Genomic DNA, 22530 nt, shown 5'->3' with positions numbered 1-22530 from the left:
GATAAATGTGGTTTTAATTAATAATTTATTTTTTATTAGTAATATTTTAATTTTTTATTAACAGTTATTAATTAATTAAAATAATTTTGATTAAGGAGGATTTTATGGGCTTAAAGAAGAAAGTTACAACCAAAGACATTGCAGATCATGTCGGTCTCTCACAATCTGCAATCTCCATGATCTTAAATAATAAAAGCAATGTTTCATTTTCAGAGAGTACAAAGAAGAAAGTATTTGATGCTGCGAAAGAGCTTGGTTACCAAAAAAAGAAGAAACAAACAGAATCAAAAAACAAGCCTCTTTCTAAAGTTATTTTGATCATCTGTCCATTTTTATCAAATCACTATTATACAACTTTGATACATTCGATCACCGAACGGGCACATGATTACGGATATCTAACTTTTGTCGCACCAACGCTTCGTAATCCAAGTACCGAACAATATTATCTTGATCTTATGAAAAATGATCTTGATACTGCTGGAATCATTTATCTGTATCCAACTTCATTTCTTCCAGAAGTAAACGAAATGTCCAAACAGATCCCGATCGTTAATATCGGTGATAAAAATGATGAGATCACATTTGATTCGATTCATATCAGCAGTGTAAAACCTGCAAGACTTGTCGCAGAACATCTCATTTCTCTTGGACATCGTAAGATTACTTACATATCAACACCGATCACTGATATTGAGCGTTCCAGATCAAAACGTTATGATGCTCTTGTCGCTACTTTCAAAGAGCATGGCTTTGGAGATGATTGTGTACAGATCCGTTCTCTTTCTCCTGGAGAATATAATCTGCTTTCTCCAAATCTTTTGGAATACTCCTCTGGGTATAATCTCACAAAGCAAATCCTCGAGGAAGGAACGGACTGCACTGCTTTTGTCGGATATAATGATATGGTAGCTTTTGGTATTTTGGATGCTTTATATGAAATGAAATACAAAGTTCCAAATGACTTTTCTGTCTGTGGTTTTGACAACGTTCCAATGGCTGATATGAATCGTATCTCTCTTACAACTGTTGAACATTCCATCGAAGCTAAGGGAAGGGAAGCTGTTGATATCATTGTTCGTATCCGTGATTCCAAGACAAAAAATCAACCTCGAAGTTTTGTCACAAAACTCGAGTTTGAACCATTTATCGTAAAACGAAGAAGTACGGGAAAAGCAAAAGGCTGATTTGATAGGCTTTCGTATATGTGACAAAAATAAGATAAGAATCAATATTTAAAACAACTGAACGCGATACATTGGAATTTTGCCATATTTTGAACAAATTCCACCGCATCGCGTTCAGTTACTTATTTATTTTTTATCATATACTCGAATTCTACAGTTGGCCAACTCCAAATTAAACTTTCACTTCCCCCTTCAACCGATAACTATTCTTATAATGTTCAGAACTATTTCCTTTCACATTTGCATCATTTAAAATACATCCTGTGATCTGTGCTCCAGAACTTGAAAGGATTTCCATACCTTCAAGAATACGATCTGCTTCTGTATAATCCTGTCGGATAACAAAAACTGCACCATCCACATACTGTGCAACGATCGCTGCATCTGATAACATGGCACTTGGTGGTGTATCAATCACTACAAAATCCGCTTTTGCTTCCAGTTCTTTTATAAACTGTCTCATGTTCTCACCGCTTAGGACAGTAGAAGTATCTTGAATTGGTGATGAACCTGCCAGTACCATAACACTTGTATCTTTATATGGCTGTACCGCATCTTCAATCTTGACTTCGCCTTTTAGTACCTGTAATGTTCCAAGTTCCTGCTCTTGCATTCCAAGAACTTTTGCTGTTGATGGATTTCTTAAATCGGCATCAACAAGTATTACTTTATATCCTTTCATAGCCAAAGATATCGCGATGTTTGCTGATACTGTAGATTTTCCCTCTCCTGGCATCGCACTTGTTACAAGAAATGACTTCATGCCTGTTTCTTTTTGTGCACGTTCAATTCTTCTTCGTACGGTTCTTGACGCTTCCAAAAAACTTCTTGGAAGTCTTGGATTGTCCAAAACGATCAGTTCTTCTACCTGGGTACGTTTCTTATGGAATTTCGCATGAGGCAGAACTCCAAGACTGTCTACATGGAATAAGCGTTTGAAGTCTTCTTCTTTCTTTACTGTATTCTTTCCCAGTGCAAGAAGTACATCTAAAAATACACATAAAAGGATTCCTATTGCAGCACCGATCTCCAGCTCATGCTTATAACTAAATGGGTTTGCAGGTGCTGTTGGAACTCCGCTTTCATCCATCAAAGTCAGCTGGGAACTTCCGATAACAAATTCTGCAACTGACGGATAATTCTTAACAACGGATTCTAAAACTTTCTGAGCAAGTTCTGGACTACTCTCTGTAACTTTTAATGTAAATAAGTTTGTATTCTCCATAACCTCCGCTTCAATTGTTCCTGGAACTGACTGCATTCCAAGGTCCTCGGCTAATACCTGTTTAAACGCTCCGCTTTGCAAAATATATGGAAATGACTTTGCCATCTGATTCGCTGTTGCATTTTCTATATAGGTATTAGAATTCTCTGATGAAATACTAGAACTGATCGTAAATGTTGACGATGCAATATAATATGGAGAATATGTAAACCTTTTATATCCACAGAAAATTACACCACATACTATGATCGTGATCAGAAATTTAAATTTCAACTGAAATGCTACTTTTACCAGATCATCAAATAGTCCGGCAATATCGATCAGATTCTCCCTATTCTCTCTATGTTCTGCATAATCTTTACTCATCTTCTTTCTTCACCTGCCGTTCTGTCACTGAATCTTTGTTATGTTGTTCCTTCTGTTCTTCTTGCTTGCTTTGTCTACTACTTCTTCCATAGCCGTAACCATAGCCATATTTACCGCCATAACCATATTTATTTCCGTAGCCATACCCGTAACCATAACTGCTTCCACTTCCATATGCATAACGATATCCATAATTTCTTGCTGTTTGTGCGATTCCATGGAATACATCATTATATACACATCCAAGCATCGTTCCTTCTCCTGAATTCAGGATGCTGATTGCCTCATTGATATCTTTTACAAGGGCTGTATGCTGGCGTACTACCAGGATTGATGCATCTGCATAATCTACAAGTTCTTCTGCATCTGCTGCCTGTGACATTGGAGGTGTGTCAATGATCACATAATCCAGTCGTTCTTTGAAGAAATCTACAATCTTATAAAACATATCCGATGCGATCATTTCTGTAGAATTCGGGTAGATCATAGTTCCTGTAACCAAAAGTAACTCTGACTTTGCCAGTGCATGAACCAAATGGTCTGACTTTTCATTTCCATTCAGCACCTCACCAAATTCCTGTACTTCTTCTGGTGCAAGTCCAAAAATCTTATACTGTGATGGTTTTCTTAAATCTGCATCGATCAATAGCACTTTCTCTGATTCTTCTGCAAGTGCCAGTGCCAGATTCGCTGCCACAGTTGATTTTCCTTCATTCTCTTCTACACTGGCTACAAGAAGGGTTTTCGCCTGCTTATCTTTCATCTTACTACTGACTTTTCGCGCCAGTTTCTTCATATCTTCCACATATTGAAAACTTGTTCCTGGATTTGTCAACAATACACTACTCTTTTTCCTGTGGATTCGTGCTTTCCATGACTTGTAAAGTCTCTCATGATAAAGTGTCTGAAGCAACGTTCCGTCCAGTTTTTTAGAAACTTCTTTGGGTTTTCTCACGGTATCCTTCAAAAATGAAATGATCGCAATCAACCCACATAGTGCTACTATTGTCATAACAAATGTTTTCTTCATCAATGCTGCTGGCTGAAATTCATTCACCGGACCGCTTGGGACGGTTGGATTCTGTAATACATCAAGTACAACTGTACCGATCAGCCGATTCGTGACAACGGAATAATTATTCATGATCGCTTTATTCAGACTAAATGCCATCTCTGGTGAATCTGCCTGTACCTTTAATACAAGAAGGTTTGTTTCATTGACAACTTCTGCCGAAGCAGTTCCTGGAAAATAATCCATATTCATCTCTTTGGCAACTTTTTTCTGTAAAATACTGCTATTTAAGATTTCTGAAAATTTTGTTGCCATCTCTGTCGTTGTGCTCAGATCAGAATATACACTGTTGTTACTTCCTTTGCTGCTGACAATAAATGTGCTGGTTGATTCATATTGCTTGTGATAACTTCTTCCTACATATACATAAGCCAACAGACTCATAGATGCGGCTAACAGCAGGATCACTACAATATATTTGCTGATATCTCTGAGAATGCTGTACAGATCTATATTCATTTCATAATCATTTACCGATATATTATGTTTTTCATTACTCATATCTCATCCTGCCTCCTATTCTGTAACGATCACGATCAGTCTTACGGTACCTGTACGGCTCTTCCCACTCTTTACAGAATATGTGATCTCATAGGAACCTGCTTTGTTATAATCTACTTCGTCCTTAATGCTTACTTTCTTATTATCAACGTCCCCTTCGACATTTGATTCATAATCTCCGCCCATACATACTTTTGAAATATAAGATTGGGCATTTAATTTATGTCCTTTCTTTGTATACACGAGATATTTCTTCAAATGGATAAATGGAATCTCTGATCTCTCTGTTCCATTATATACTTGTATCGTTGCCTGAAATGATACAGTATCTCCTGCACTGTTGCTTACCTGTAGTTTTACCGGATATTCCCCTGGTGTATAAAGATCTACTACAGAATTCGTTAGAATCTTTACCTGATTTGACAAATCTCCGTCAATCTTGTCTTTGACTGTCAGATTCTTCAACAGATCCTCATTCTTTACAGATCCTCCTGACTCAAAACACAATGGCTTCTTCAGATTAAATGTCGGAGAGGTATACCCCGCATATTTTACAATGCGATTGGCTCTGCTAACATTGTTATGATTATCCACTGCTGCCAGAACGACAAGACGGCGCCCTCCGCTTAAGAAGTTTGATACACTTTCTACAACAACAGAAGATGTCACATCACCGTCGTTTGCATCAATTGCTTTTACACCTTTTAAGAAATCCTTATCTGTCGCATTCAGATCCACTGTAAGTTCTTTTTGACCAATTGTGATCACCGGTCCGATCCTGTCCCCTTTTCTGACTTGTGTAAACCAAAAAAGCAAACTCGCCGCCAGTGATATACAAAATATCACAAAACTTGCCATCTTTAATTTCTTCATCTCACTAAGTCTCCTAACTTCTGTTATTTTTGTATGATCTTCTTTCCTTCAAAAATCTTCTTAGGATTATCATATAATAATTTCTTTGAATATTCAAAAGAATAATGATCTTCCATATATTCTTTTATATCTGCCATATATGTTGTCCGTTCATATGGTTTGTGTGCATCACTTGCAATACAGGTAACCATCCTTTTTGACAATAAATGATCGGCACATATCTTTGCTCTTTCTCCGAATCTTCCAAAGATACTTCCTCTGTTTATCTGTGTAAGACACCCTTGTTCCATCCAGTAAAAGATTCCCCTTGCCGATTCTTGTACACATTGATAACGTTCTGGATGTGCAATGATCGGTGTTACTCCAAGTTCCATCACTCCATCTATCAGTTCATCCATCTCTTCCTGCTCAATTCCAAAGCTGAATTCCATAAGGAAATAGTCTGTCTCATTGAGCGGCAGCAATCTTTCTTCCCTGATCATATCTGGAACTTCATGTGTCATAAAAATCTCCATTCCTGATAAAACTGTTAGCGGAATAGCTTCTCTATCCAGTTCTCTTCTGAAATCCGAAAGCCGTTTCATATATTCTTCCACGCTGTATTCTGAGAAAAATCCTCCCGTATTCGCATGTGATGTTGCCGCCAGTGCATGAACCCCGCTTTGTGCTGCAATTACTGCCATCTCGAGGGAATCGTCCATATCTCTTGCACCATCATCTAATCCTGGCAAAATGTGTGTATGTATATCTATCATAGTCAACCCTCATATTCGAAAAACCCCCAGTCTCTTTACGACCGGAGGTTTTGTTTGGTGCACATTGTGATTAATTCTGTTCTTGTACATGTTTTGCTGCATATACTGCTAATGCTGCAGCTGCCAGTGATACATATACTAATGTAACCGGTGCTCCCTGATCACCAGTCTTCGGAGAGGAAGAACTTCCATTATCCCCGTCTTTGTCAAATTCATCTTCTGTAATCTTTGTTTTCTTATCAATCTTTTCCTGAGTTTCTTTTTTCTGTGAAGTTGTTGTTGGTCCATTATCATTATCGTATTCGTCCTCAGGACTTGGTGCTGCCATTACAGATATTGCAAAAGCAAAACTCATAATCAATGTTGCTAACATTACGATTGTCTTCTTCATATTCTGTTCCCCCTTAAATAGTTCAGCTTAGCTGACCTGTTTATAAAATACCTTTAATATCATCTCAAAGAGTTTCGTCTCATCTGGATAATATTCCGCATATCCTGTCTCACCTTCTTTGATGTTACATTCGATACTCTGAATATTATCAGCTGAAAAACTGCTTCCTGAAACTTTCGTTACCAGATATGTGATCTTCGGTGCTGAAAGATTCGTTACTGAATTGTCAGACACAAGATTCAATAGATCTAGTGGTAACGTCAAGTCATTCTTCATCTCCTGCAATGCTTTCTGTGCATAAGATGTAATATACTGCTGCTGTCTCTGCATACGCTTCAAGTTTGCATCCAATGGCTCAAATTCTCTGGATCTTACATATGTCTCTGCCTGTCCACCAAGCAGTGTGACATTCGCTCCTTCCTTCAAAGCTGGATCTGCACTAGTCAGATCTCCGATCACCTGAACATTCACCCCGCCAACCGCATCATTCAAAACGCTGATCGCTGACAAGTCAATGGACATATAAGACTGGATCGGTAATCCGTATAATACTTGTGATACCGCATATGCTACATTCTCACAGCTCTTCTTCTTTCCATCCCCATATGCATAAGCCAGACAGATCTGACGAAGTTTCTTCCCGTCATATTTGCCGTTCTTATCATATGATCTGACGTAAGTCATAATATCTCTTGGAACGTTGACAAGTGTAACCTTGCCTGTTGAGGTATCAACTGCTGCTACAAATATGGTGTCAGCCTGCCCGGCTCCACGCATCTTGAGCTTGCTTTCTTTGGAATCAAGATTCTCTTTGTCTACACCCATAAATAAGATATTTGTTATATTCTCATTATACTGGTATTTGTGGCCTTTGTAAATGACCAAATCCCCCTTATTCTGGACTTTTACGCCATCCACTGATTTCGACATGTCTACTTTACCGCCAAAAAGAGAACTTTTCCCAATTGCCCACATTCCTAAAATAACCGCTGTTGGAAGTAGTATGATGATCGCTGCCACGATCACAATTCTCTTTACGATCTGTTTCGGAGTTTTCTTTTTCTTTTGCTTTTTCTTCTCCGGCTTCTCTTCCTTTACTTCATAGCCTTGGAATTCTTCTTTTGTCTCTGAATCATATCCTTCCAGCTCTTTCTTCAGTTCGTCATTGAGTTTCTTTGCTTCATCTACTTTATTCTGCACTTCTTTCATCTGTTAACACCGCCTGTACTAGATAACGATTATGTGGCTGTCCTCCTACGCAGGTGCTCAGCGTAATAATCTTGTCGCTACTTGTAACCTTCTGCTTTGTTCTGATATGACTTTCCATATCTCTGATATTCTTGACATTTCTTAAATAATTCTCAAACTTCGCTTTGTTTTTAAAATTAAATGTCTTTAATAAATGTCTGTCATCAAATTTGTAAGCTGCAAAGATCGTATATGTATATGTCTTCTTTGGTGTATATACATATACTTCTTTGTGTTTGTTAAAGAACTGTTCATCCTCAAATTTGTGAAGATTCTGGAACATGGATCCATTTCTCATGTTATGTCCGTAAAAAATAGTATTAGGGTCTGTAAAATCCTTTTTGTTTGCTTTCTCTGTATAGATACATCCTGCAAACTCTGGTTCATTCTTAAAGTTATATTTTAAATAGTGGGTATCGTCTTCCTGATTCTGTGCCACAGGATAGTCAATTCTTGTTCCTGGCACATAGATCCATGCATAAATATCACTGTTGATCTTGATCAGTTTCTTAAAATCAATCTTCTGTCCATGCTTAACTCCCGCTGGAACTTTCTCTGGTTCGTCCCCATCATTCTCTCCAGTAAATTCAGTGCTTGCAATGGCTTTTAATGTCTCTTGCCTTGCCTGCTCTGTCTTATGATTCTGGTACTTGATCCATCCAAAACGTCCAAGGCAGACTATGCAGACTAACACTGCAATTGCCAGAATGATCTTCCATGCGTTCTTCTTCATCGTCTTCCCCCCTTACTTTTCATAGATTTTATCCAGTATATTATACATTTTTTTGAAAATACGGTCAACGAATCTTCCGTATTCGGACATCCTTTGTCCTAAAAGTCCATTGCCATCTTACTTGATTCTTCTTCTGATAATTCTGTGACCTGTGTTTCCATAACTCTGTAGACTCTCTGGCACATATTTAACACGCTTGGTCTGTGAGTTGTCACGATACATGTCTTGTTCGGACGCTGTTGTATGATATTTCTTAATACCTTACGTTCTGTTGTTACATCAAGTGCCGATGTCGCTTCATCCAGTAATAATACCGGTGCATCTCTTAAGACTGCTCTTGCGATCGCAATTCTCTGCGCCTGTCCTTCTGAAAATCCGCGGCCTCTCTCTCCAATCTTTGTATAGATCGTTTCATCCATCTCCTTTACAAAATCCCACGCACAGGAAATCTTCAAAGCTTCTATCATTTCTTCGTCCGTCGCATCCTGCTTTACCATTCTTAGATTCTCAGCGATCGTTCCAGAAAGTATTGTATTGCCCTGTGGTACATAGGCAAATAAATGGCGAGTATCGGCATTCATTTCCACCTGTTTTCCATTGGATGCTTTTAAATATGCTTCTCCCTTTTCCGGTCGGATCAGACCTAAGATCAAACGGATCATCGTTGTCTTTCCCTCTCCAGACGGACCAACCAGCGCCACGATCTCTCCCGGTTTTGCCACAAATGCTGAATCTGTGATAACTCGGTTTCCTTCGATATAAGAGAAGTTTACATCCCGCATCTTCACTTCAAATCCATCTTCCACATAATCGTCCATCTCTGAACTTTCTGGAATATGTACTTCTTTCTTAAGCTGTGCAAGCTCTCTGATACGGTGTGCTGAAATGGAGCTGTTTAAAAAATTTGGAATAATTGATACCAGATTGTTAAATGCACCATTTAAACTGCTTCTCTGCTGCAAAAACAAAGTCATCGTTCCATAAGTGATATCTCTTGTCCACAATCGGAACAGGCAATATCCAAATGCCGCATATTGTACGACCATTCCAACCAGTGACATTAAGATATTCGTTTTGATCGTGAACATGTTGTATTTTAAACTGATATCTTTAAATTTCTCCTGCCATTGTCTCATCTTCTTTCCATATAGAGAAGAAATTCCAAATGATTTGATCGTATCAAAATTATAAAATGTTTCTACTTCAAACGTCATCATATCACTGCTCATTTCACGGACTTTCTTTCCATATTCTCTCTGCTTTGAGATCAGAAATTTAGACATCACGAGCATAAAAGGTGCACTTGCAAATGCTAAAAGTGACATGATCTTATCATAATGCCAAATAACCACAAATGTTGCGATAAAATCATAAACAGCAATAATGATCGTTGGCAGCCAGCTGATCGCATTTCCACTGATCGTACTGACATCGCTGTTAAATCGGTTTAATACATCTCCATTGCTGTACTGACTGATCTCCATCCAGTCCGCATCAATGATCTTATCAAAAATATCTGCCTGAATGTCATTATTAATATAGATACTTAACTTTGTTGAAATACGACCGATCACATTTCCAATGGTCAAGCTGCAAAATGCGCTTCCAAGTGTGATCACGATCATAATCCAAAGCTTGCTCATCTGATAACCTGTGATGATATCGATCATATATTTACTGGCAACACTTCCTACCAGTCCCATTGATGTGCTGAAAATACCAAGAATCGTGTAAAATGCGATCGCGCCTTTATATCGTTTGCTATATGAAAAAATCCATTTCCAGTCATCAATGATCTCTGAAAATGTTCCATCTTTCCATTTACCAATCAGAATATCTAAGGATTCAAATGATATTTTCTGATTTGATTGATCCTGATTTTCATCATCTAACATATACGAGCACCTTCTTTCATGATTCTATAAAATTCTTTTGTATATTCACAAATATATTCTGGTATTCCATCATAGTTTCCTGTTTCAAGCAATGCTGCAGCTGCACAGGTGTTGCAGATTGGACGGTACCTGCATGATACACATGCTTCATTGATAAGTATCTTTTTTGTTTCATTTGAAATCGTTTCCCATCCTTGTAAAAATCCTTTATCGAATACATTTACCTGTGGCATACTTTGCATCACACATGGACGTATCATTCCCTGCCAATTAATTGTAAAAGAGCAATTACCTGCAAGACAGGAAATATGCCGTTCATAGCCATAGTTTTCTGGTATATATTGTTCTATCGTATTTATTATTGCTCTTCTATATTCTTCAAACGCAATGTCTCCCATCTGGTATTTATAAATCAATACTTTTGCCATTGCCGCATCCTTTGGATTCATACGGCTTTGTTCATCAAACGGCTTATTTCTTTCCCTGCTTGCCGGATACATGTATGTATCCAGGTTTACTGCTGCATCGTATTGTTTTGCAATATCTAAGATCTTTTTTATATCTTCCTCATTTTTTGATGTAATACTTCCATTAATTTTGACATCGATTTCTCTATCTCTAAGCATCCTGATTGCATTTACTGTCTTTTGAAAACCAGCTGGATAATGACATAACTTTCCATATGCCTGATCATCTGCCCCATATAATGTAATATTGATTCTGCGTGGTTTATGCTTTGCAAAGAAATCCGCCCATTCCTCATTGATCAGTGTTCCATTTGAATTTATTGTCAAAATCATTCCCATATTCTGAAGTTCTTTGTAAAGCTCTTTAAATTCTGGAAATAACAATGGTTCCCCACCAGTTAATAATAAAAATAATGTACCTGCATCTTTCATCTGGCGAGCCAGTGAAATCCATTCTTCTCTTGTTCTTAAACGGCCTTTTTGTTCCATCTCTGTCTTTGACAAACGGACATAGCACATGTCACAGTTCATATTACAAAGCGGTAATAATTCTAAACTCCCATTGATAGGATCTTGTTTTATATAGGCTTTTTGAATCAGTCTTTTTTCCATTGAATCCATATTACCTAAATCGTACATTGGCTCACCTTCTTTCTTGTGTGTTCTGTTTTATTATATGATGTGAGAATGAAAAAAGGAAGTTTTATTTTGACTTATATTTGAGTATGGACTAGTGATCCTTTGTGCCTATCACGCCAAAAACTTTCCTTTTATTTCAAACGCCTTGCCCCCTTTCCATCCCCCTTATATTAAATTTAAATCAAGAAATCACTTACCCATAATTATAGATATTTTAACCCAAAATTGAATTGTATTTTTATTAAAGGGGAAATTGACCATGAAAAGAATGTATGAAATGCCTATGGCTTATGAAGAGGCTTTTGTTGCTAATGAATATGTATCCGCTTGTATTACTGGCATAATTCAGTGTGCTTATCCCGGTAATGGGCGAACGAATGGGCGAACTGATAAATTTGACGATTACAATGGTCATAAAAGTGGATATTGGACTGACTCACAAGGAAAACTTCATGGATTATGTGGTTATGATGGAGATAAGCATTCTGGAACTTACAGTCATATTGGAAGACTGAATATCACCAATATTGACGACCATCATCCAAATCATTCTTAATCCGGTAAATACTAATAACACAATTTTTATAAGATTTTACAAAAACTGTCGTATAAATTGCGACAGTTTTTGCTTAATTATCCTAAAATCCGTTAATTGATAAAATTTCTTCTTGTCTTAATTCTGTATCCCCTATATAATATAATTGTAATATTTTAAATTAATAACAGATTCAAATAATTGAATAGATAACTTCAAAACAACTAAGGGGGAGTTGCCATGAAAAGAATGTATGAAAAGCTTATGGCTTATGAAGAAGCTTTTGTTGCTAATGAATATGTAGTTGCTTGTTACGGCCTTGCCTGCAGTGTTGGTTTCGGTAATAGTGGTGATAAAGGAAACAAATGGAAATATGACGAAAAAGGTTCTGTTTTTCATGAACATGATTTCGTATCTGGAACTTGTACTGACGCAAGTGCTAACCGTGTTATCACTAATGATGGTTCTGTTGTTAAAAGTGTTAGTGAATATAATAAAGATCAAGGCTGGCTTGATGGTGGATTTGATTATTGGGATGATAGAAATAATAATGGCATTGTTGATACTAAAGACGGAATTTATTGGCATACAGAAAGTAAAAAAAACAATTATTGGGGGCAGTCATTTGTAGACAGACGTTGGAATCATTATGGTATATTAGCACCTTTAGATTCTAGTCGTCCTAATCATTCTTAAATTTTATAAGCTGAAATCAAGATAATCTCTTATTTTGATTTCAGCTTTTATAATATCAAGCAAAAAGGAGTTTCTCTATGAAACTATACAAAATCGCAGATTTCATCTTCGGAGTCCATATGGACGAATCTCTGGATATCCCAGAGAATTTCAAAAAGTTTGAAATCTCATCTTCTCCCGAAGATATACAAACTGAATATTTTATTAAAATCGTTGATGAACTTCCAGAACCACAGGGCGAATGTATTACTACACGAAATGATTTGCAGGTATTTCAAAATGGGAATATTGAAAGCCGGCGCATGAATTTTGTCGGAATTCCTGAACCTTATGGTGTATATGAAGAAAAATCTGAACGTGTGATCTATTCTTATTTTAAACGTTCGTTTCTCTCCATGCTTTCAGCGGATACCGTGTTTGTTTCTCTTTTTGCTATGGAGAAGCGAATGTTTGCCCATGATGCCATGGTGCTGCATTGTTCTGCTTTGCAAGTCAATGATGGCGTGATCTTATTTAGTGGCCCAAGTGGCATTGGAAAGTCAACACATGCAGATCTCTGGGTAAAACATCGTGGTGCCAGAGTGATCAATGGAGATCGTACTTTGCTTCAGAAGTTAGGTGATCGCTGGATGTCTCTTGGATGGCCGATCTGTGGTTCTTCTGAAATCTGTCATAATGAAAGTTTTCCTGTGAAAGCCATTGTTTTTCTTGGACAAGCTCCGGAAAATGGTGGTATGAGATGCCGATATTTTGATTCTGTCAAACAATTGATCAGCCAGTTAACGATCAATGTGTGGAATCCTTCTGTTGTAGAAAAGATCTGGTCTATGGCGGAAGATCTTGCTGCACAGATTCCTGTATTTTATTATCACTGTAATATGGAAAAATATGCTGTCGATACTCTGGAATCTTTGATCCATGATGTCCTATAGTAATAACATAACAAAAGGAAGGTTTTTATAAGGTGATCTAACACCTTTTTAAACCTTCCTCTTATTATTTTCGATTCTTCATTAAATTATCTGCTAATGCTGATGCTGTATTAACTATGATCTCCTGCTCCACAGTCTCGCATTGTTCCAAAATACATTCTAACTTTCTGCTATAGAGATACTCTTTCTGCTTTTTACTGTAGCTATCTATCAGAAGTTCATCTAATGTCACATCCAATGCATCTGCGATCAATTTTAATGCTGGAAGTGATACGCTCGCTGAAGCTGTTTCTATATTAGACATATGGCTTAATGAGATATCTGCCATCTCTGCTAATTGTTCCTGTGTTATATTTTCTTTTTTGCGATATTCCTTAATCTTTGCTCCCAGAGCTTTATAATCGATGGTCATAATTCCCACACTCCTTATATACTCTGATTTTATTATGAATCAAGTTTGCAAATAATAGTCCATAGCAATAGTTTTTATTGTATTGGACTATTTGCCTTATTTTTGTTATGATAAAGTTAATTATTTGTGCTTTCACTATTGATTCATTTCTAGGAGGTTTTTATGCATCGCATTATGAAACTTATTGTTACTCATTTCCTTATTTTTTTATTAGCTTTTTTAGGGATTCAAGGCTATAAAAAATACCAAGCTTTTAAGATCAAACATCTGTTAAATGTCTGGAAGAAAAAATATCATCCATTTCCAACAAAAAAAAGAGCCTGAATACGGCTCTTTTTTATTCTTACTTGACAATTCTTTCGGCTATATCGTTTGCCTTTTCGTAAATTTTATATGCATCAGTTCCTATAAAGAATTCACCATTTTCATATAGGATCTTTCCTGCAACCATGGTCAGTTTTACATTTTGCTTGCTTCCACTGTATACAAGATTCTTTTGTATATTATGGATTGGCTGCATATTGGGCTGATTCAGGTCAATCATAATAATATCTGCTTCTTTTCCTTCTGCCAAAACATCACAGTCTGTTAAATTCATTGCTTTTGCGCCGCCTATTGTTGCCATTTTTAATACTTCTAATGCATCAACAGCACTGGCATCATTCTCTCTGTATTTGGCAAGTGCTGTGACAAGGAACATCTCGCGGAACATATCAAGGCAATTATTGCTTGCTGGACCATCTGTTCCGATCGCAAGATTGATTCCTTCTTTTAACATATGATCGATCGGTGCAATTCCGCTTGCAAGTTTCAGATTTGATGCTGGATTTGTGATCACGGATATATTGTGTTCTTTCACAATATCGAGATCATTCTGTGTCATATGAACACAGTGATAAAAACCGCCTCCATAATTAAATATTCCAAGTCGATCCATATAGACTGTTGGTGTCACTTTTGTCCGCTCAATACATTGTGCTACTTCTGATTCACTTTCTGAATTATGTGTATATACAGGAGCTTTATATTTCTCTGCCAGATCTGCGATACCTTCTAATATCTCTTTCTTTGTTGTATATTCTGCATGAAATCCTAACTCGAAATTGATCAGATTCTCTTTTTTGTGATATTTCTTATACCATTCATCGAGAAGTTCTACTGACTGTGTAAAATTGTTAACCGCTCCGATCACTGTCGTTCGATAGCCGCAGTCTCTGGATGCTTCGATCATCGTATCTGGTGTCAGGTACATATCCGCATTCGCTGTGATCCCGCTTGTCAGATATTCCATGATCGCAAGTTTGGATAAATGATAGATATCTTCTGGTGTGAGTTTCGCTTCATATGGAAATACCTGATCGTTTAGCCATGATAAAAGCGGCATATCATCTGCATGGGATCTTAAAAATGTCATTGCTGAATGTGTATGTGCATTCTTAAATCCTGGCATGATCAGATTCCCTTTCGCATTAATTTCTCTATCCCATGTTATTTTCGCTGCTTCTTCTTTCTTCTCTGGCCCTGCATATTGTATCTTTGTCCCTGAAATCCAGATTTCTCCATCAAAGATATCCTGATCTTCTTCCATCGTCAGAATTCTTGCATGATAAATTCTTATCATTATGATTACCTCGTTGTTTCTAAATATTTCCCCATTCTTTTCACCGCTTCTGTTACAAGCAATTTGAATTTCGGTGCAGCTTCATCTGCCATTTTTTGTACATTCTCATGACTTAGCGGATTCTCACTGATCCCTGCTGCTGGATTTGAAATACAGGAAATTCCACAGATCTTCATCTTCATATGGTTTGCTGCGATCGCTTCACATGCTGTACTCATTCCGACTGCATCTGCACCGATCACTTTACACATCTGTATCTCAGCTGGTGATTCAAAATTCGGTCCTGCAAGCTGGATATAGACGCCTTCTTTCAGATCGATCATCAGGTGATCTGCACTCTGCCTGATCATATCCTGTAGATCTTCATCATAAATGTGACTCATATCTGGAAAACGTTCTCCAAATTCTTCTATATTGACTCCATTTAAAGGAGATGGAACAAAACTTGCTATCTGATCTGTGATCAACATGAAATCTCCTGCATGAAATTCTTTATTAATTCCTCCAGATGCATTGGTTAAAAATAAAATTTCTGCTCCCATCATCCTCATCAAACGTACTGGAAGAACTACATCGCTCATGGAATATCCTTCATAGTAATGAACACGACCTTCCATGATCATAACTGGAACACTTTCAACATATCCTAATACAAAACGTCCTTTATGTCCCTGTACTGTTGAAATCGGGAAACCATCAATCTCGTGATAATCAATGATCTCCTTAATCTCGATCGTTTCTGCGTAATCTCCAAGTCCTGATCCTAAGATCATTGCGATCTGCGGTTTGAAATCTGTTTTTTCTCTCACTTGTTTGTAGCATTTTTTTACTTTATCATATATTTCATTCATGGCTTATCTCCTTTCTGAAACATCTTTTTTCTCTTATTATGCCATATTTTCATGAAGTTTGAAATATACTTTCTAGTGGTACTTATTTATAAATATTATTTTCTCACTGCTTGCTTTCCTTTAACTTACAAGTTATACTTAAGATATTAATTTATTTTCCTATAATAAGGAGTACATGATATGAAATTAGCAATTGTCGATGACAATGAAATTGAACAGGAAATCATTTTAAATACTTTAAATGCTTATCATAAAGAAAGTGGGATTTCTCTTGAAATCCAAAGTTTTTCAGACGGAGATTCTTTCCTGAATGCTTACAAATCTGGTAATTATGATCTTATCTTTATGGATATTTTCCTGAAAAACCTAAATGGCATTGATATTGTACGCAAGATACGACAGTCTGATCTCAAAGTACTGATCGTCTTTCTGACGATGAGTTCTGATCATATTTTCGAGGCTGCACCACTTCATTTTTTTGATTATATATTGAAACCTTTTGAATATAAACAGATTTTTCATGTTTTGAATGATGCGAGACAGATTCTTCCTCAAAGTAAAAATGAACTATCTTTTGAATATCGAAATATTAATGTTCATTTTCCATTGTCTAAGATTCAGTATATTTATTCAAATAACCATGACGTGATCATACATACTACTATCGGCAGTCAATTATTTCGTCTTCCATTTTATTCCATTACACAGAATCTTGATGACCCGAGATTTCTACAGTGTAATCGTGGAATCCTACTGAATATGGATTATATCAAGGCAATGGAAGCTGATTATTTTGAAATGACCGACTCCAAGTGTTTTCCAATCAAAACGAAAGGACGTAAACAGATACGCGAACAGTATATTCAATATCATTTTTTGAAACTTGAGGAGGAATGAGAATGAATGCTCGTATCTCAGAAAAATTCCTAAAAAAATACGATGGTCATCTGTCCATTCAGACTGACAACCATCGTTTTAAAATCAAGATGTTTTTACAATGTTAATTCTATGAATTAAGCTAATTTTTCTTTTGCAACGTCTACTAAAGCTTTGAATGCTTCTGGTTCGCTGATAGCCATCTCAGATAACATTTTTCTGTTGATGTCAACACCAGCTAATTTTAATCCGTGCATGAATTTGCTGTAAGAAAGTCCGTTCATTCTTGTAGCAGCGTTGATACGTGCGATCCATAACTGTCTGAACTGACGTTTTCTCTGTTTTCTTCCTGCGTAAGAACTTGTTAAAGCTCTCATTACAGACTGTTTTGCTACTCTATACTGTTTAGATCTAGCTCCTCTATATCCTTTAGCCAGTTTTAATACTCTATTGTGTTTTTTCTTTGCGTTCATTCCGCCTTTGATTCTTGCCATTGCTTACATTTCCTCCTTAACGATCCATCTTACAGATATGGTAAAATCTTCTTCATGTTCTTTTCGTTTGTTGCATCTGTCATTGCAGCTTTTCTTAAATTTCTCTTTCTCTTAGGAGATTTCTTTGTTAAGATATGGCTCTTGTATGCCTTATTTCTTTTTAATTTTCCTGTTCCTGTCTTTTTAAATCTTTTTGCAGCTGCTCTACATGTCTTCATTTTTGGCATGGTTATTTCCTCCTTAATCCTGCTTGTATCTACTCATATTTGAATATCTTAAACTCCTAGTTGTTCTTTGGAGCTAAAAACATTGTCATGCTTCTTCCTTCAAATTTAGGTTTCTTATCGATGGTGGCTACATCTTCTAATGCTTTCGCGAAATCATCTAAGATATACTTGCTTGCGTTTACATGGGCAAGTTCTCTTCCTCTGAATCGAAGTGTGACTTTCACTCTTGCACCCTTGGAAAGGAATTTCTTTGCATGATTAATCTTTGTGTTTAAGTCGTTTGTGTCAATGTTTGGTGACATGCGGACTTCTTTCACATCGATGACTTTCTGTTTCTTCTTCGCCAGCTTTTCTTTTCTTGTCTGCTCGTATTTGTACTTACCGTAGTCGATAATCTTACAAACCGGTGGTTTGGCCTTTGGTGAGATCTTGACAAGATCTAATCCTGCTTCATCTGCTAACTTCTGTGCTTCCCTTGCGGACATAATTCCAAGCTGTTCGCCATCATTCGCGATCAGACGTACTTCTTTATCTCTGATCTGTCCGTTAATCATTAATTCGCTGATAATTACACCTCCATGATAATTAAAAAAGTGGATAGTTATAAGACTATCCACATAAAATTCAAGCATGATCACGAAATATCATATTCTTAAATATTAACCCAAGTCACTTCTTCTACTATCTTATGTGCTAAGGTGAGAGTGGATACTCTTCTTTGTTGTTTGTGTTGCTCTTTCGCAACTTTTGATATTATATCATGCTTTATTTTTAATTGTCAAGTGATTTTTGTGTATTTTCTTATTTTTCTACTGTAAATGAAACTCTTAAATTTCCTTTAGAATCTTTCAGGCTCTGGATAAATTTCAACTGATATTTGTTGTAGTCTACATAAACATCATAATTCTCAGTTGTTCTAACTAATGCAATGTTAATCTTATTGGCAGCTTTCTTTATGATTCGGATCTGTCCGTTTGATCTTCCAGAGTTTACTTTCAGACTTTTTATCATTGCAAATGAAAGTTTGACATTATCAAATTCGTAGGAATATGTTTTTCCATTCTTTCCTTTGAAAGAAACTTTCAGTCCAGCCCAGTTTGGATTCACTGTAAATAATGTTGTATTTCCTGATGTTTCCACACAGACATCATCGAAGCCCTGATAAACAAATACATCTACATATTTTGTGCATACCTTGCCTGCGCTCTTGCTTGTAGAAACTGTAATCTTTGCATATCCACCACTCTTAGCTGTGATCTTTCCTGTGGAACTTACTGTTGCTACTTTTGTGTTACTGCTTTTGTAATACAGTTTGGCATTTACCATTTGTTTTCCACCCGGATATACTTTTGTCTTAATCTGGGATGTCTTTCCTTTTCCAAGGGTCAGGGATGCTTTTGAGGTCAGTTTGATGGAAGTCACTGGTTTTCTTACATAGACTTTCACTTTCTTTGTGCTCATTCCACTTGCTTTAAGTGTGATCACCGCTGTTCCGTATTTTTTACCTTTTACGATTCCTTTCGAACTGACTGTTGCAACAGATTTCTTTGAACTTTTGTATGTAATTTTTTTCTTTTTATTTACTGCCTTTGCTTTTAAATTCAGAGTCTTTCCACATAATACCGTGACTTTACTGCTGACTCCTGTTTTAATATATGCCTTTTTTGATGCCGCATGAACTGGTTCGGCAGTCATTACAGCAAGCAGGCATACAGACATTAAAAATGCTGTGATCTTTTTCTTCATTGATATGATCTTCCTTTTATACTTTCCTGTATGTTTGGTTTTCTATCTCGTAACCAATCTCTTATAACAAAACAGGAATCCCAGAAAAAAATCTCCTCCAGAATTCCTATGATGATCATTTGAAATGATTATTTTGTTACTGTAACAGTCTGAGTGATTGTTAAATCTTTTCCGATAGATGCTGGTAATTCGATTGTGTATTTACCATTAGATTTTTTAGCTGTGTACACATGACCATTCTCTATGTTTTCAGCTGTAACTGTTCCGTTAGGTTCAACTGTTACTTTGATGTTGCGTGTTGCACTAGTAGAATTCTTAACTGCTTTTACGCTGTATTTTGTTCCAGCTTTTTCTTCTGTTACAGTTACTGTGTATTCACCATTATACTGATCGTTTACATTTGTAACTTTTACAGTCTTTGTTGCGCTGCCTTTTGTACCTTCTACTGTCACGAATAATTCTGTACGTAATGTTGTTGCTAACCATTCTTTGTAAGCAGATGCTGGATTACCAAGGTATCTTAATGCTTCTTGTACATCAGCTGCTGAAAGGATTGCTTCTTTACCATTGCGTTTTACAACATACTGTGTTGCATTTGCATCGATTCCGCTTAATGTAGCTTTGTTACCAGAAACAACTGGGTTAACTGTTGTAGTTTTAGTAGTTGTTGTAGGTTTTGCTGGTGTTACTGCTTTTTTCTTAACAGTTACTTTAAAAGTAGCTTTCTTCTTACCAGCATCTTTACATGTTGCTGTAATTGTTACTTTACCAGCTTTCTTTGCAGTTACTTTACCTTTAGAAGTTACTGTAGCTACTTTCTTGTTGCTAGATTTGAATGTTACAGCTTTTGTAGAAGCTTTCTTTGGTGAGTAAGTTGGGTGAAGAGTGAATTTCTTTCCAGCTGTTACTGTTTTCTTTGTTCCTTCTTTGAACTTGAGAGTTTTTACAACTTTACCAACAGTCAGTGTCATTGTAGCTTTTGCTTTCTTATTATTCTTAGCAATTGCTGTGATTGTTACTGTACCTTTTTTCTTCGTTCTTAAGATACCTGTTTTAGAAACTGTCGCAATCTTTTTGTTGCTTGTTTTGTAAGTCAGATTCTTAGTTTTAGAGCTTTTTGGTGAAAAGTTCAGACGGATTCTTACGTTCATCCAACGTCCTGCACTCTTCATTACATAGCCTTTCTTTTTGAAAGAAAGTTTCTTAACTTTTTTTGTTGCAGCGCTTACATTTGTTGTCTTTGGTGCATCTGTAACTGCAACAAGTCCGAAAGCCATAACTGCTGATAATGTACAAGCTGTTGCTTTCTTGATCATTTTGTTACTCATACTTACATTCCTCCTTATTAAATATTTTAATGTCTGTCTTCCGCATCAGAATCACCATAGTATGAATATGAATATTTATAATCATAAGCTCCATACGCTCCGATACGTTCATCAACTTTATTTAATACAGCCCCAAGGATACGCACCTTGCCCCTCTTAAGCTGCTTGATGACATCTTGTACTACTTTACGTTTGATAACTCCCTGCTCGATCACAAGAACTGCACCATCACAGTATTTGCCAATGATCGCTGCATCGATCACTACTCCAAGAGGAGGGGCATCAATGATCACATAGTCGTAATCTTCTCTTACTTTGTCAATAAATTTCTGAAACTGATCAGAATCAAGAAGACTTGTTGGATCTGGTGATAATGGTCCGGCAACGGACAGATAAAATCCTTCTGTCTCTGTCTCATAGATGATATCTTCGATTTCTGCCTGTCCTGTCAGGTAATGACTTAATCCTTTATCAATTCCCTGAATATGATACTTCGCAGCCAGCACGGACTTTCTAAGGTCTGCATCAACCATCAGAATCTTCTTACCGCCTTCTGCCATCGTCTTGGAAAGATCAAATGCAACTGAACTCTTTCCTTCGTTTTGCACACTGCTTGTTATAGTAATAACTTTGATGTCTTTTCCGCAAAATGCAAGATTTGTCTTTAATTGATTTAATCCTTCTGTCAGACGATAGTCTTTGACCTCTGGCAGATTCATTGTTACTTTCTTCATTGTACTACCTCGCCCTCTTTACTTTCTTTGTACGCTTTGATGTCCCTTTTACTAATGGTAACTGCGCTAAAGTATTGATTCCAAGATATTTCTCAATATCATCTTCCTTAAGGATTGTATCATTCATCAGATACTGGATCACAATTGCTGCTGCCATCAGAATAAATCCAAGAATCGCTCCGATCGCTACATTCTTCTTGAGACTTGGGCTGTCTGGCTGTTCTGACTTATAAGCATTCTCAATGATCGTTGGTGATTTCACATCCATCTTCTCTGCAACTGTCTTTGATGTTACTTCTGCAAGATCCTGTGTGATGTTCTTCGCAAGTTCTGGATCATTATCAGATACTGTGATCTGCATGATTCGTGTATCTGTTGGATTCTCAACTGTGATCTTTTCGCTTAATTCTTTGTAATCCATATCAAGTTTCAGATCATTGATCACCTGTTCAAGCACTGGTCTTGTCTTAACAATTACCATATAATCCTGTGTAAGCTGTGTTCCCATTGTTAAGTCTGTTAACTGTGAAATTCCACTCTTAGACATAACATAAAGCTGTGCACTGGAAGAATAAACTGGTGTCATTGCAAATTTGGTAATGAGTCCTGCTGCTCCTGCAAACACGATCGTTGTAAGCAGAATCCAGACAATTTTTTTCTTTAATGCAAGAAATAACTCCCTTAAATCAATTTCAATTTCATCGTCATTTTCTAATTCATACATAG

24 protein-coding genes are annotated in these 22530 nt (G+C 36.7%); 5 read left to right on the top strand and 19 right to left on the bottom strand.

The genetic code is table 11. The features are described 5' to 3' along the window. The first annotated feature begins 104 nt into the window (after nucleotides 1-104). Nucleotides 105-1187: a LacI family DNA-binding transcriptional regulator gene (locus KE503_RS01205; RefSeq protein ID WP_212384311.1), complete on the top strand. Its 1083-nt coding sequence runs from the start codon at nucleotides 105-107 to the stop codon at nucleotides 1185-1187. Between the two features lie 172 nt (nucleotides 1188-1359). On the opposite strand, the gene KE503_RS01200 is transcribed toward KE503_RS01205, so the two are convergent. The 9 genes from KE503_RS01200 to KE503_RS01160 all read right to left on the bottom strand — a co-directional run bounded on the left by KE503_RS01200 (nucleotide 1360) and on the right by KE503_RS01160 (nucleotide 11352). Then, nucleotides 1360-2778: a polysaccharide biosynthesis tyrosine autokinase gene (locus KE503_RS01200; RefSeq protein ID WP_022375008.1), complete on the bottom strand. Its 1419-nt coding sequence runs from the start codon at nucleotides 2776-2778 to the stop codon at nucleotides 1360-1362. Continuing rightward, nucleotides 2771-4351 carry a polysaccharide biosynthesis tyrosine autokinase gene (locus KE503_RS01195; RefSeq protein WP_055196510.1) on the bottom strand — a complete coding sequence of 527 codons (1581 nt, stop codon included), beginning with the start codon at nucleotides 4349-4351 and terminating at the stop codon, nucleotides 2771-2773. The genes KE503_RS01200 and KE503_RS01195 overlap by 8 nt, the downstream gene beginning before the upstream one ends. A gap of 15 nt (nucleotides 4352-4366) precedes the next feature. Next, complete coding sequence (locus tag KE503_RS01190; protein ID WP_212384310.1) at nucleotides 4367-5224, bottom strand: immunoglobulin-like domain-containing protein; 858 nt, start codon at nucleotides 5222-5224, stop codon at nucleotides 4367-4369. A gap of 23 nt (nucleotides 5225-5247) precedes the next feature. Next, the gene (locus KE503_RS01185; protein ID WP_212384309.1) at nucleotides 5248-5979 is read right to left on the bottom strand and encodes a tyrosine-protein phosphatase; all 732 of its coding nucleotides are present in this window, start codon (nucleotides 5977-5979) and stop codon (nucleotides 5248-5250) included. Nucleotides 5980-6049: 70 nt separating this feature from the next. Further along, a complete protein-coding gene (locus KE503_RS01180) occupies nucleotides 6050-6370 on the bottom strand; it encodes a hypothetical protein (RefSeq protein ID WP_212384308.1) in 321 nt (106 codons plus the stop codon). Nucleotides 6371-6397: 27 nt separating this feature from the next. Then, complete coding sequence (locus KE503_RS01175) at nucleotides 6398-7579, bottom strand: LCP family protein (protein ID WP_022375003.1); 1182 nt, start codon at nucleotides 7577-7579, stop codon at nucleotides 6398-6400. Next, nucleotides 7560-8351 (bottom strand): class B sortase, encoded by a 792-nt coding sequence (gene srtB, locus KE503_RS01170; RefSeq protein WP_212384307.1) that lies wholly within the window; start codon nucleotides 8349-8351, stop codon nucleotides 7560-7562. The genes KE503_RS01175 and srtB overlap by 20 nt, the downstream gene beginning before the upstream one ends. Nucleotides 8352-8449: 98 nt before the next feature. After that, complete coding sequence (locus tag KE503_RS01165) at nucleotides 8450-10246, bottom strand: ABC transporter ATP-binding protein (protein ID WP_022375001.1); 1797 nt, start codon at nucleotides 10244-10246, stop codon at nucleotides 8450-8452. Next, the gene (locus KE503_RS01160) at nucleotides 10240-11352 is read right to left on the bottom strand and encodes a radical SAM/SPASM domain-containing protein (protein ID WP_212384306.1); all 1113 of its coding nucleotides are present in this window, start codon (nucleotides 11350-11352) and stop codon (nucleotides 10240-10242) included. The genes KE503_RS01165 and KE503_RS01160 overlap by 7 nt, the downstream gene beginning before the upstream one ends. A gap of 259 nt (nucleotides 11353-11611) precedes the next feature. Here KE503_RS01160 and KE503_RS01155 point away from each other — a divergent pair, with 259 nt between their 5' ends. The 3 genes from KE503_RS01155 to KE503_RS01145 all read left to right on the top strand — a co-directional run bounded on the left by KE503_RS01155 (nucleotide 11612) and on the right by KE503_RS01145 (nucleotide 13515). Continuing rightward, the gene (locus KE503_RS01155) at nucleotides 11612-11908 is read left to right on the top strand and encodes a hypothetical protein (protein ID WP_022374999.1); all 297 of its coding nucleotides are present in this window, start codon (nucleotides 11612-11614) and stop codon (nucleotides 11906-11908) included. 219 nt (nucleotides 11909-12127) lie between these two features. After that, nucleotides 12128-12583 carry a hypothetical protein gene (locus tag KE503_RS01150; protein WP_212384305.1) on the top strand — a complete coding sequence of 152 codons (456 nt, stop codon included), beginning with the start codon at nucleotides 12128-12130 and terminating at the stop codon, nucleotides 12581-12583. A 77-nt stretch (nucleotides 12584-12660) separates the two neighbouring features. Next, entirely contained in the window at nucleotides 12661-13515 is an 855-nt protein-coding gene (locus tag KE503_RS01145) for a hypothetical protein (protein WP_212384304.1), read from the top strand. Nucleotides 13516-13579: 64 nt separating this feature from the next. Here the strand turns inward: KE503_RS01145 and KE503_RS01140 are convergent, their stop codons facing one another. The 3 genes from KE503_RS01140 to KE503_RS01130 form a co-directional block, all read right to left on the bottom strand. Beyond that, a complete protein-coding gene (locus KE503_RS01140; RefSeq protein WP_022374114.1) occupies nucleotides 13580-13927 on the bottom strand; it encodes a helix-turn-helix domain-containing protein in 348 nt (115 codons plus the stop codon). 343 nt (nucleotides 13928-14270) lie between these two features. Further along, the gene (locus tag KE503_RS01135) at nucleotides 14271-15548 is read right to left on the bottom strand and encodes an amidohydrolase family protein (protein WP_022374116.1); all 1278 of its coding nucleotides are present in this window, start codon (nucleotides 15546-15548) and stop codon (nucleotides 14271-14273) included. 5 nt (nucleotides 15549-15553) lie between these two features. Then, nucleotides 15554-16399, bottom strand: coding sequence for a purine-nucleoside phosphorylase (locus tag KE503_RS01130; RefSeq protein ID WP_022374117.1), 846 nt, complete (start codon nucleotides 16397-16399; stop codon nucleotides 15554-15556). A gap of 180 nt (nucleotides 16400-16579) precedes the next feature. Between KE503_RS01130 and KE503_RS01125 the strand changes: the two genes are divergently transcribed. Beyond that, the gene (locus KE503_RS01125) at nucleotides 16580-17296 is read left to right on the top strand and encodes a LytR/AlgR family response regulator transcription factor (RefSeq protein ID WP_212384303.1); all 717 of its coding nucleotides are present in this window, start codon (nucleotides 16580-16582) and stop codon (nucleotides 17294-17296) included. A 116-nt stretch (nucleotides 17297-17412) separates the two neighbouring features. Here KE503_RS01125 and rplT read toward each other — a convergent pair whose 3' ends face one another. The 7 genes from rplT to KE503_RS01090 form a co-directional block, all read right to left on the bottom strand. Further along, complete coding sequence (rplT, locus tag KE503_RS01120; protein ID WP_008393261.1) at nucleotides 17413-17769, bottom strand: 50S ribosomal protein L20; 357 nt, start codon at nucleotides 17767-17769, stop codon at nucleotides 17413-17415. Nucleotides 17770-17798: 29 nt separating this feature from the next. Beyond that, nucleotides 17799-17996 (bottom strand): 50S ribosomal protein L35, encoded by a 198-nt coding sequence (gene rpmI, locus KE503_RS01115; RefSeq protein WP_008393260.1) that lies wholly within the window; start codon nucleotides 17994-17996, stop codon nucleotides 17799-17801. Nucleotides 17997-18052: 56 nt separating this feature from the next. Continuing rightward, nucleotides 18053-18550 (bottom strand): translation initiation factor IF-3, encoded by a 498-nt coding sequence (gene infC / locus KE503_RS01110; protein ID WP_055196499.1) that lies wholly within the window; start codon nucleotides 18548-18550, stop codon nucleotides 18053-18055. A gap of 247 nt (nucleotides 18551-18797) precedes the next feature. Continuing rightward, nucleotides 18798-19742 (bottom strand): Ig-like domain-containing protein, encoded by a 945-nt coding sequence (locus KE503_RS01105; protein WP_212384302.1) that lies wholly within the window; start codon nucleotides 19740-19742, stop codon nucleotides 18798-18800. Nucleotides 19743-19870: 128 nt separating this feature from the next. Further along, nucleotides 19871-21070 (bottom strand): Ig-like domain-containing protein, encoded by a 1200-nt coding sequence (locus tag KE503_RS01100; RefSeq protein ID WP_212384301.1) that lies wholly within the window; start codon nucleotides 21068-21070, stop codon nucleotides 19871-19873. A gap of 26 nt (nucleotides 21071-21096) precedes the next feature. Next, nucleotides 21097-21804: a CpsD/CapB family tyrosine-protein kinase gene (locus KE503_RS01095; RefSeq protein ID WP_022374886.1), complete on the bottom strand. Its 708-nt coding sequence runs from the start codon at nucleotides 21802-21804 to the stop codon at nucleotides 21097-21099. Between the two features lie 4 nt (nucleotides 21805-21808). Beyond that, on the bottom strand, nucleotides 21809-22528 hold the full coding sequence (locus KE503_RS01090) for a YveK family protein (RefSeq protein ID WP_022374885.1): 720 nt from the start codon (nucleotides 22526-22528) through the stop codon (nucleotides 21809-21811). Nucleotides 22529-22530: the final 2 nt, after the last annotated feature.

It is taken from the genome of Anaerostipes sp. Marseille-Q3525 (assembly GCF_018223505.1).
Taxonomy (GTDB): domain Bacteria; phylum Bacillota; class Clostridia; order Lachnospirales; family Lachnospiraceae; genus Anaerostipes; species Anaerostipes amylophilus.
The sequence above is the reverse complement of the archived record's forward strand: the minus strand, read 5'-3'. Positions and strand labels throughout refer to the sequence as shown.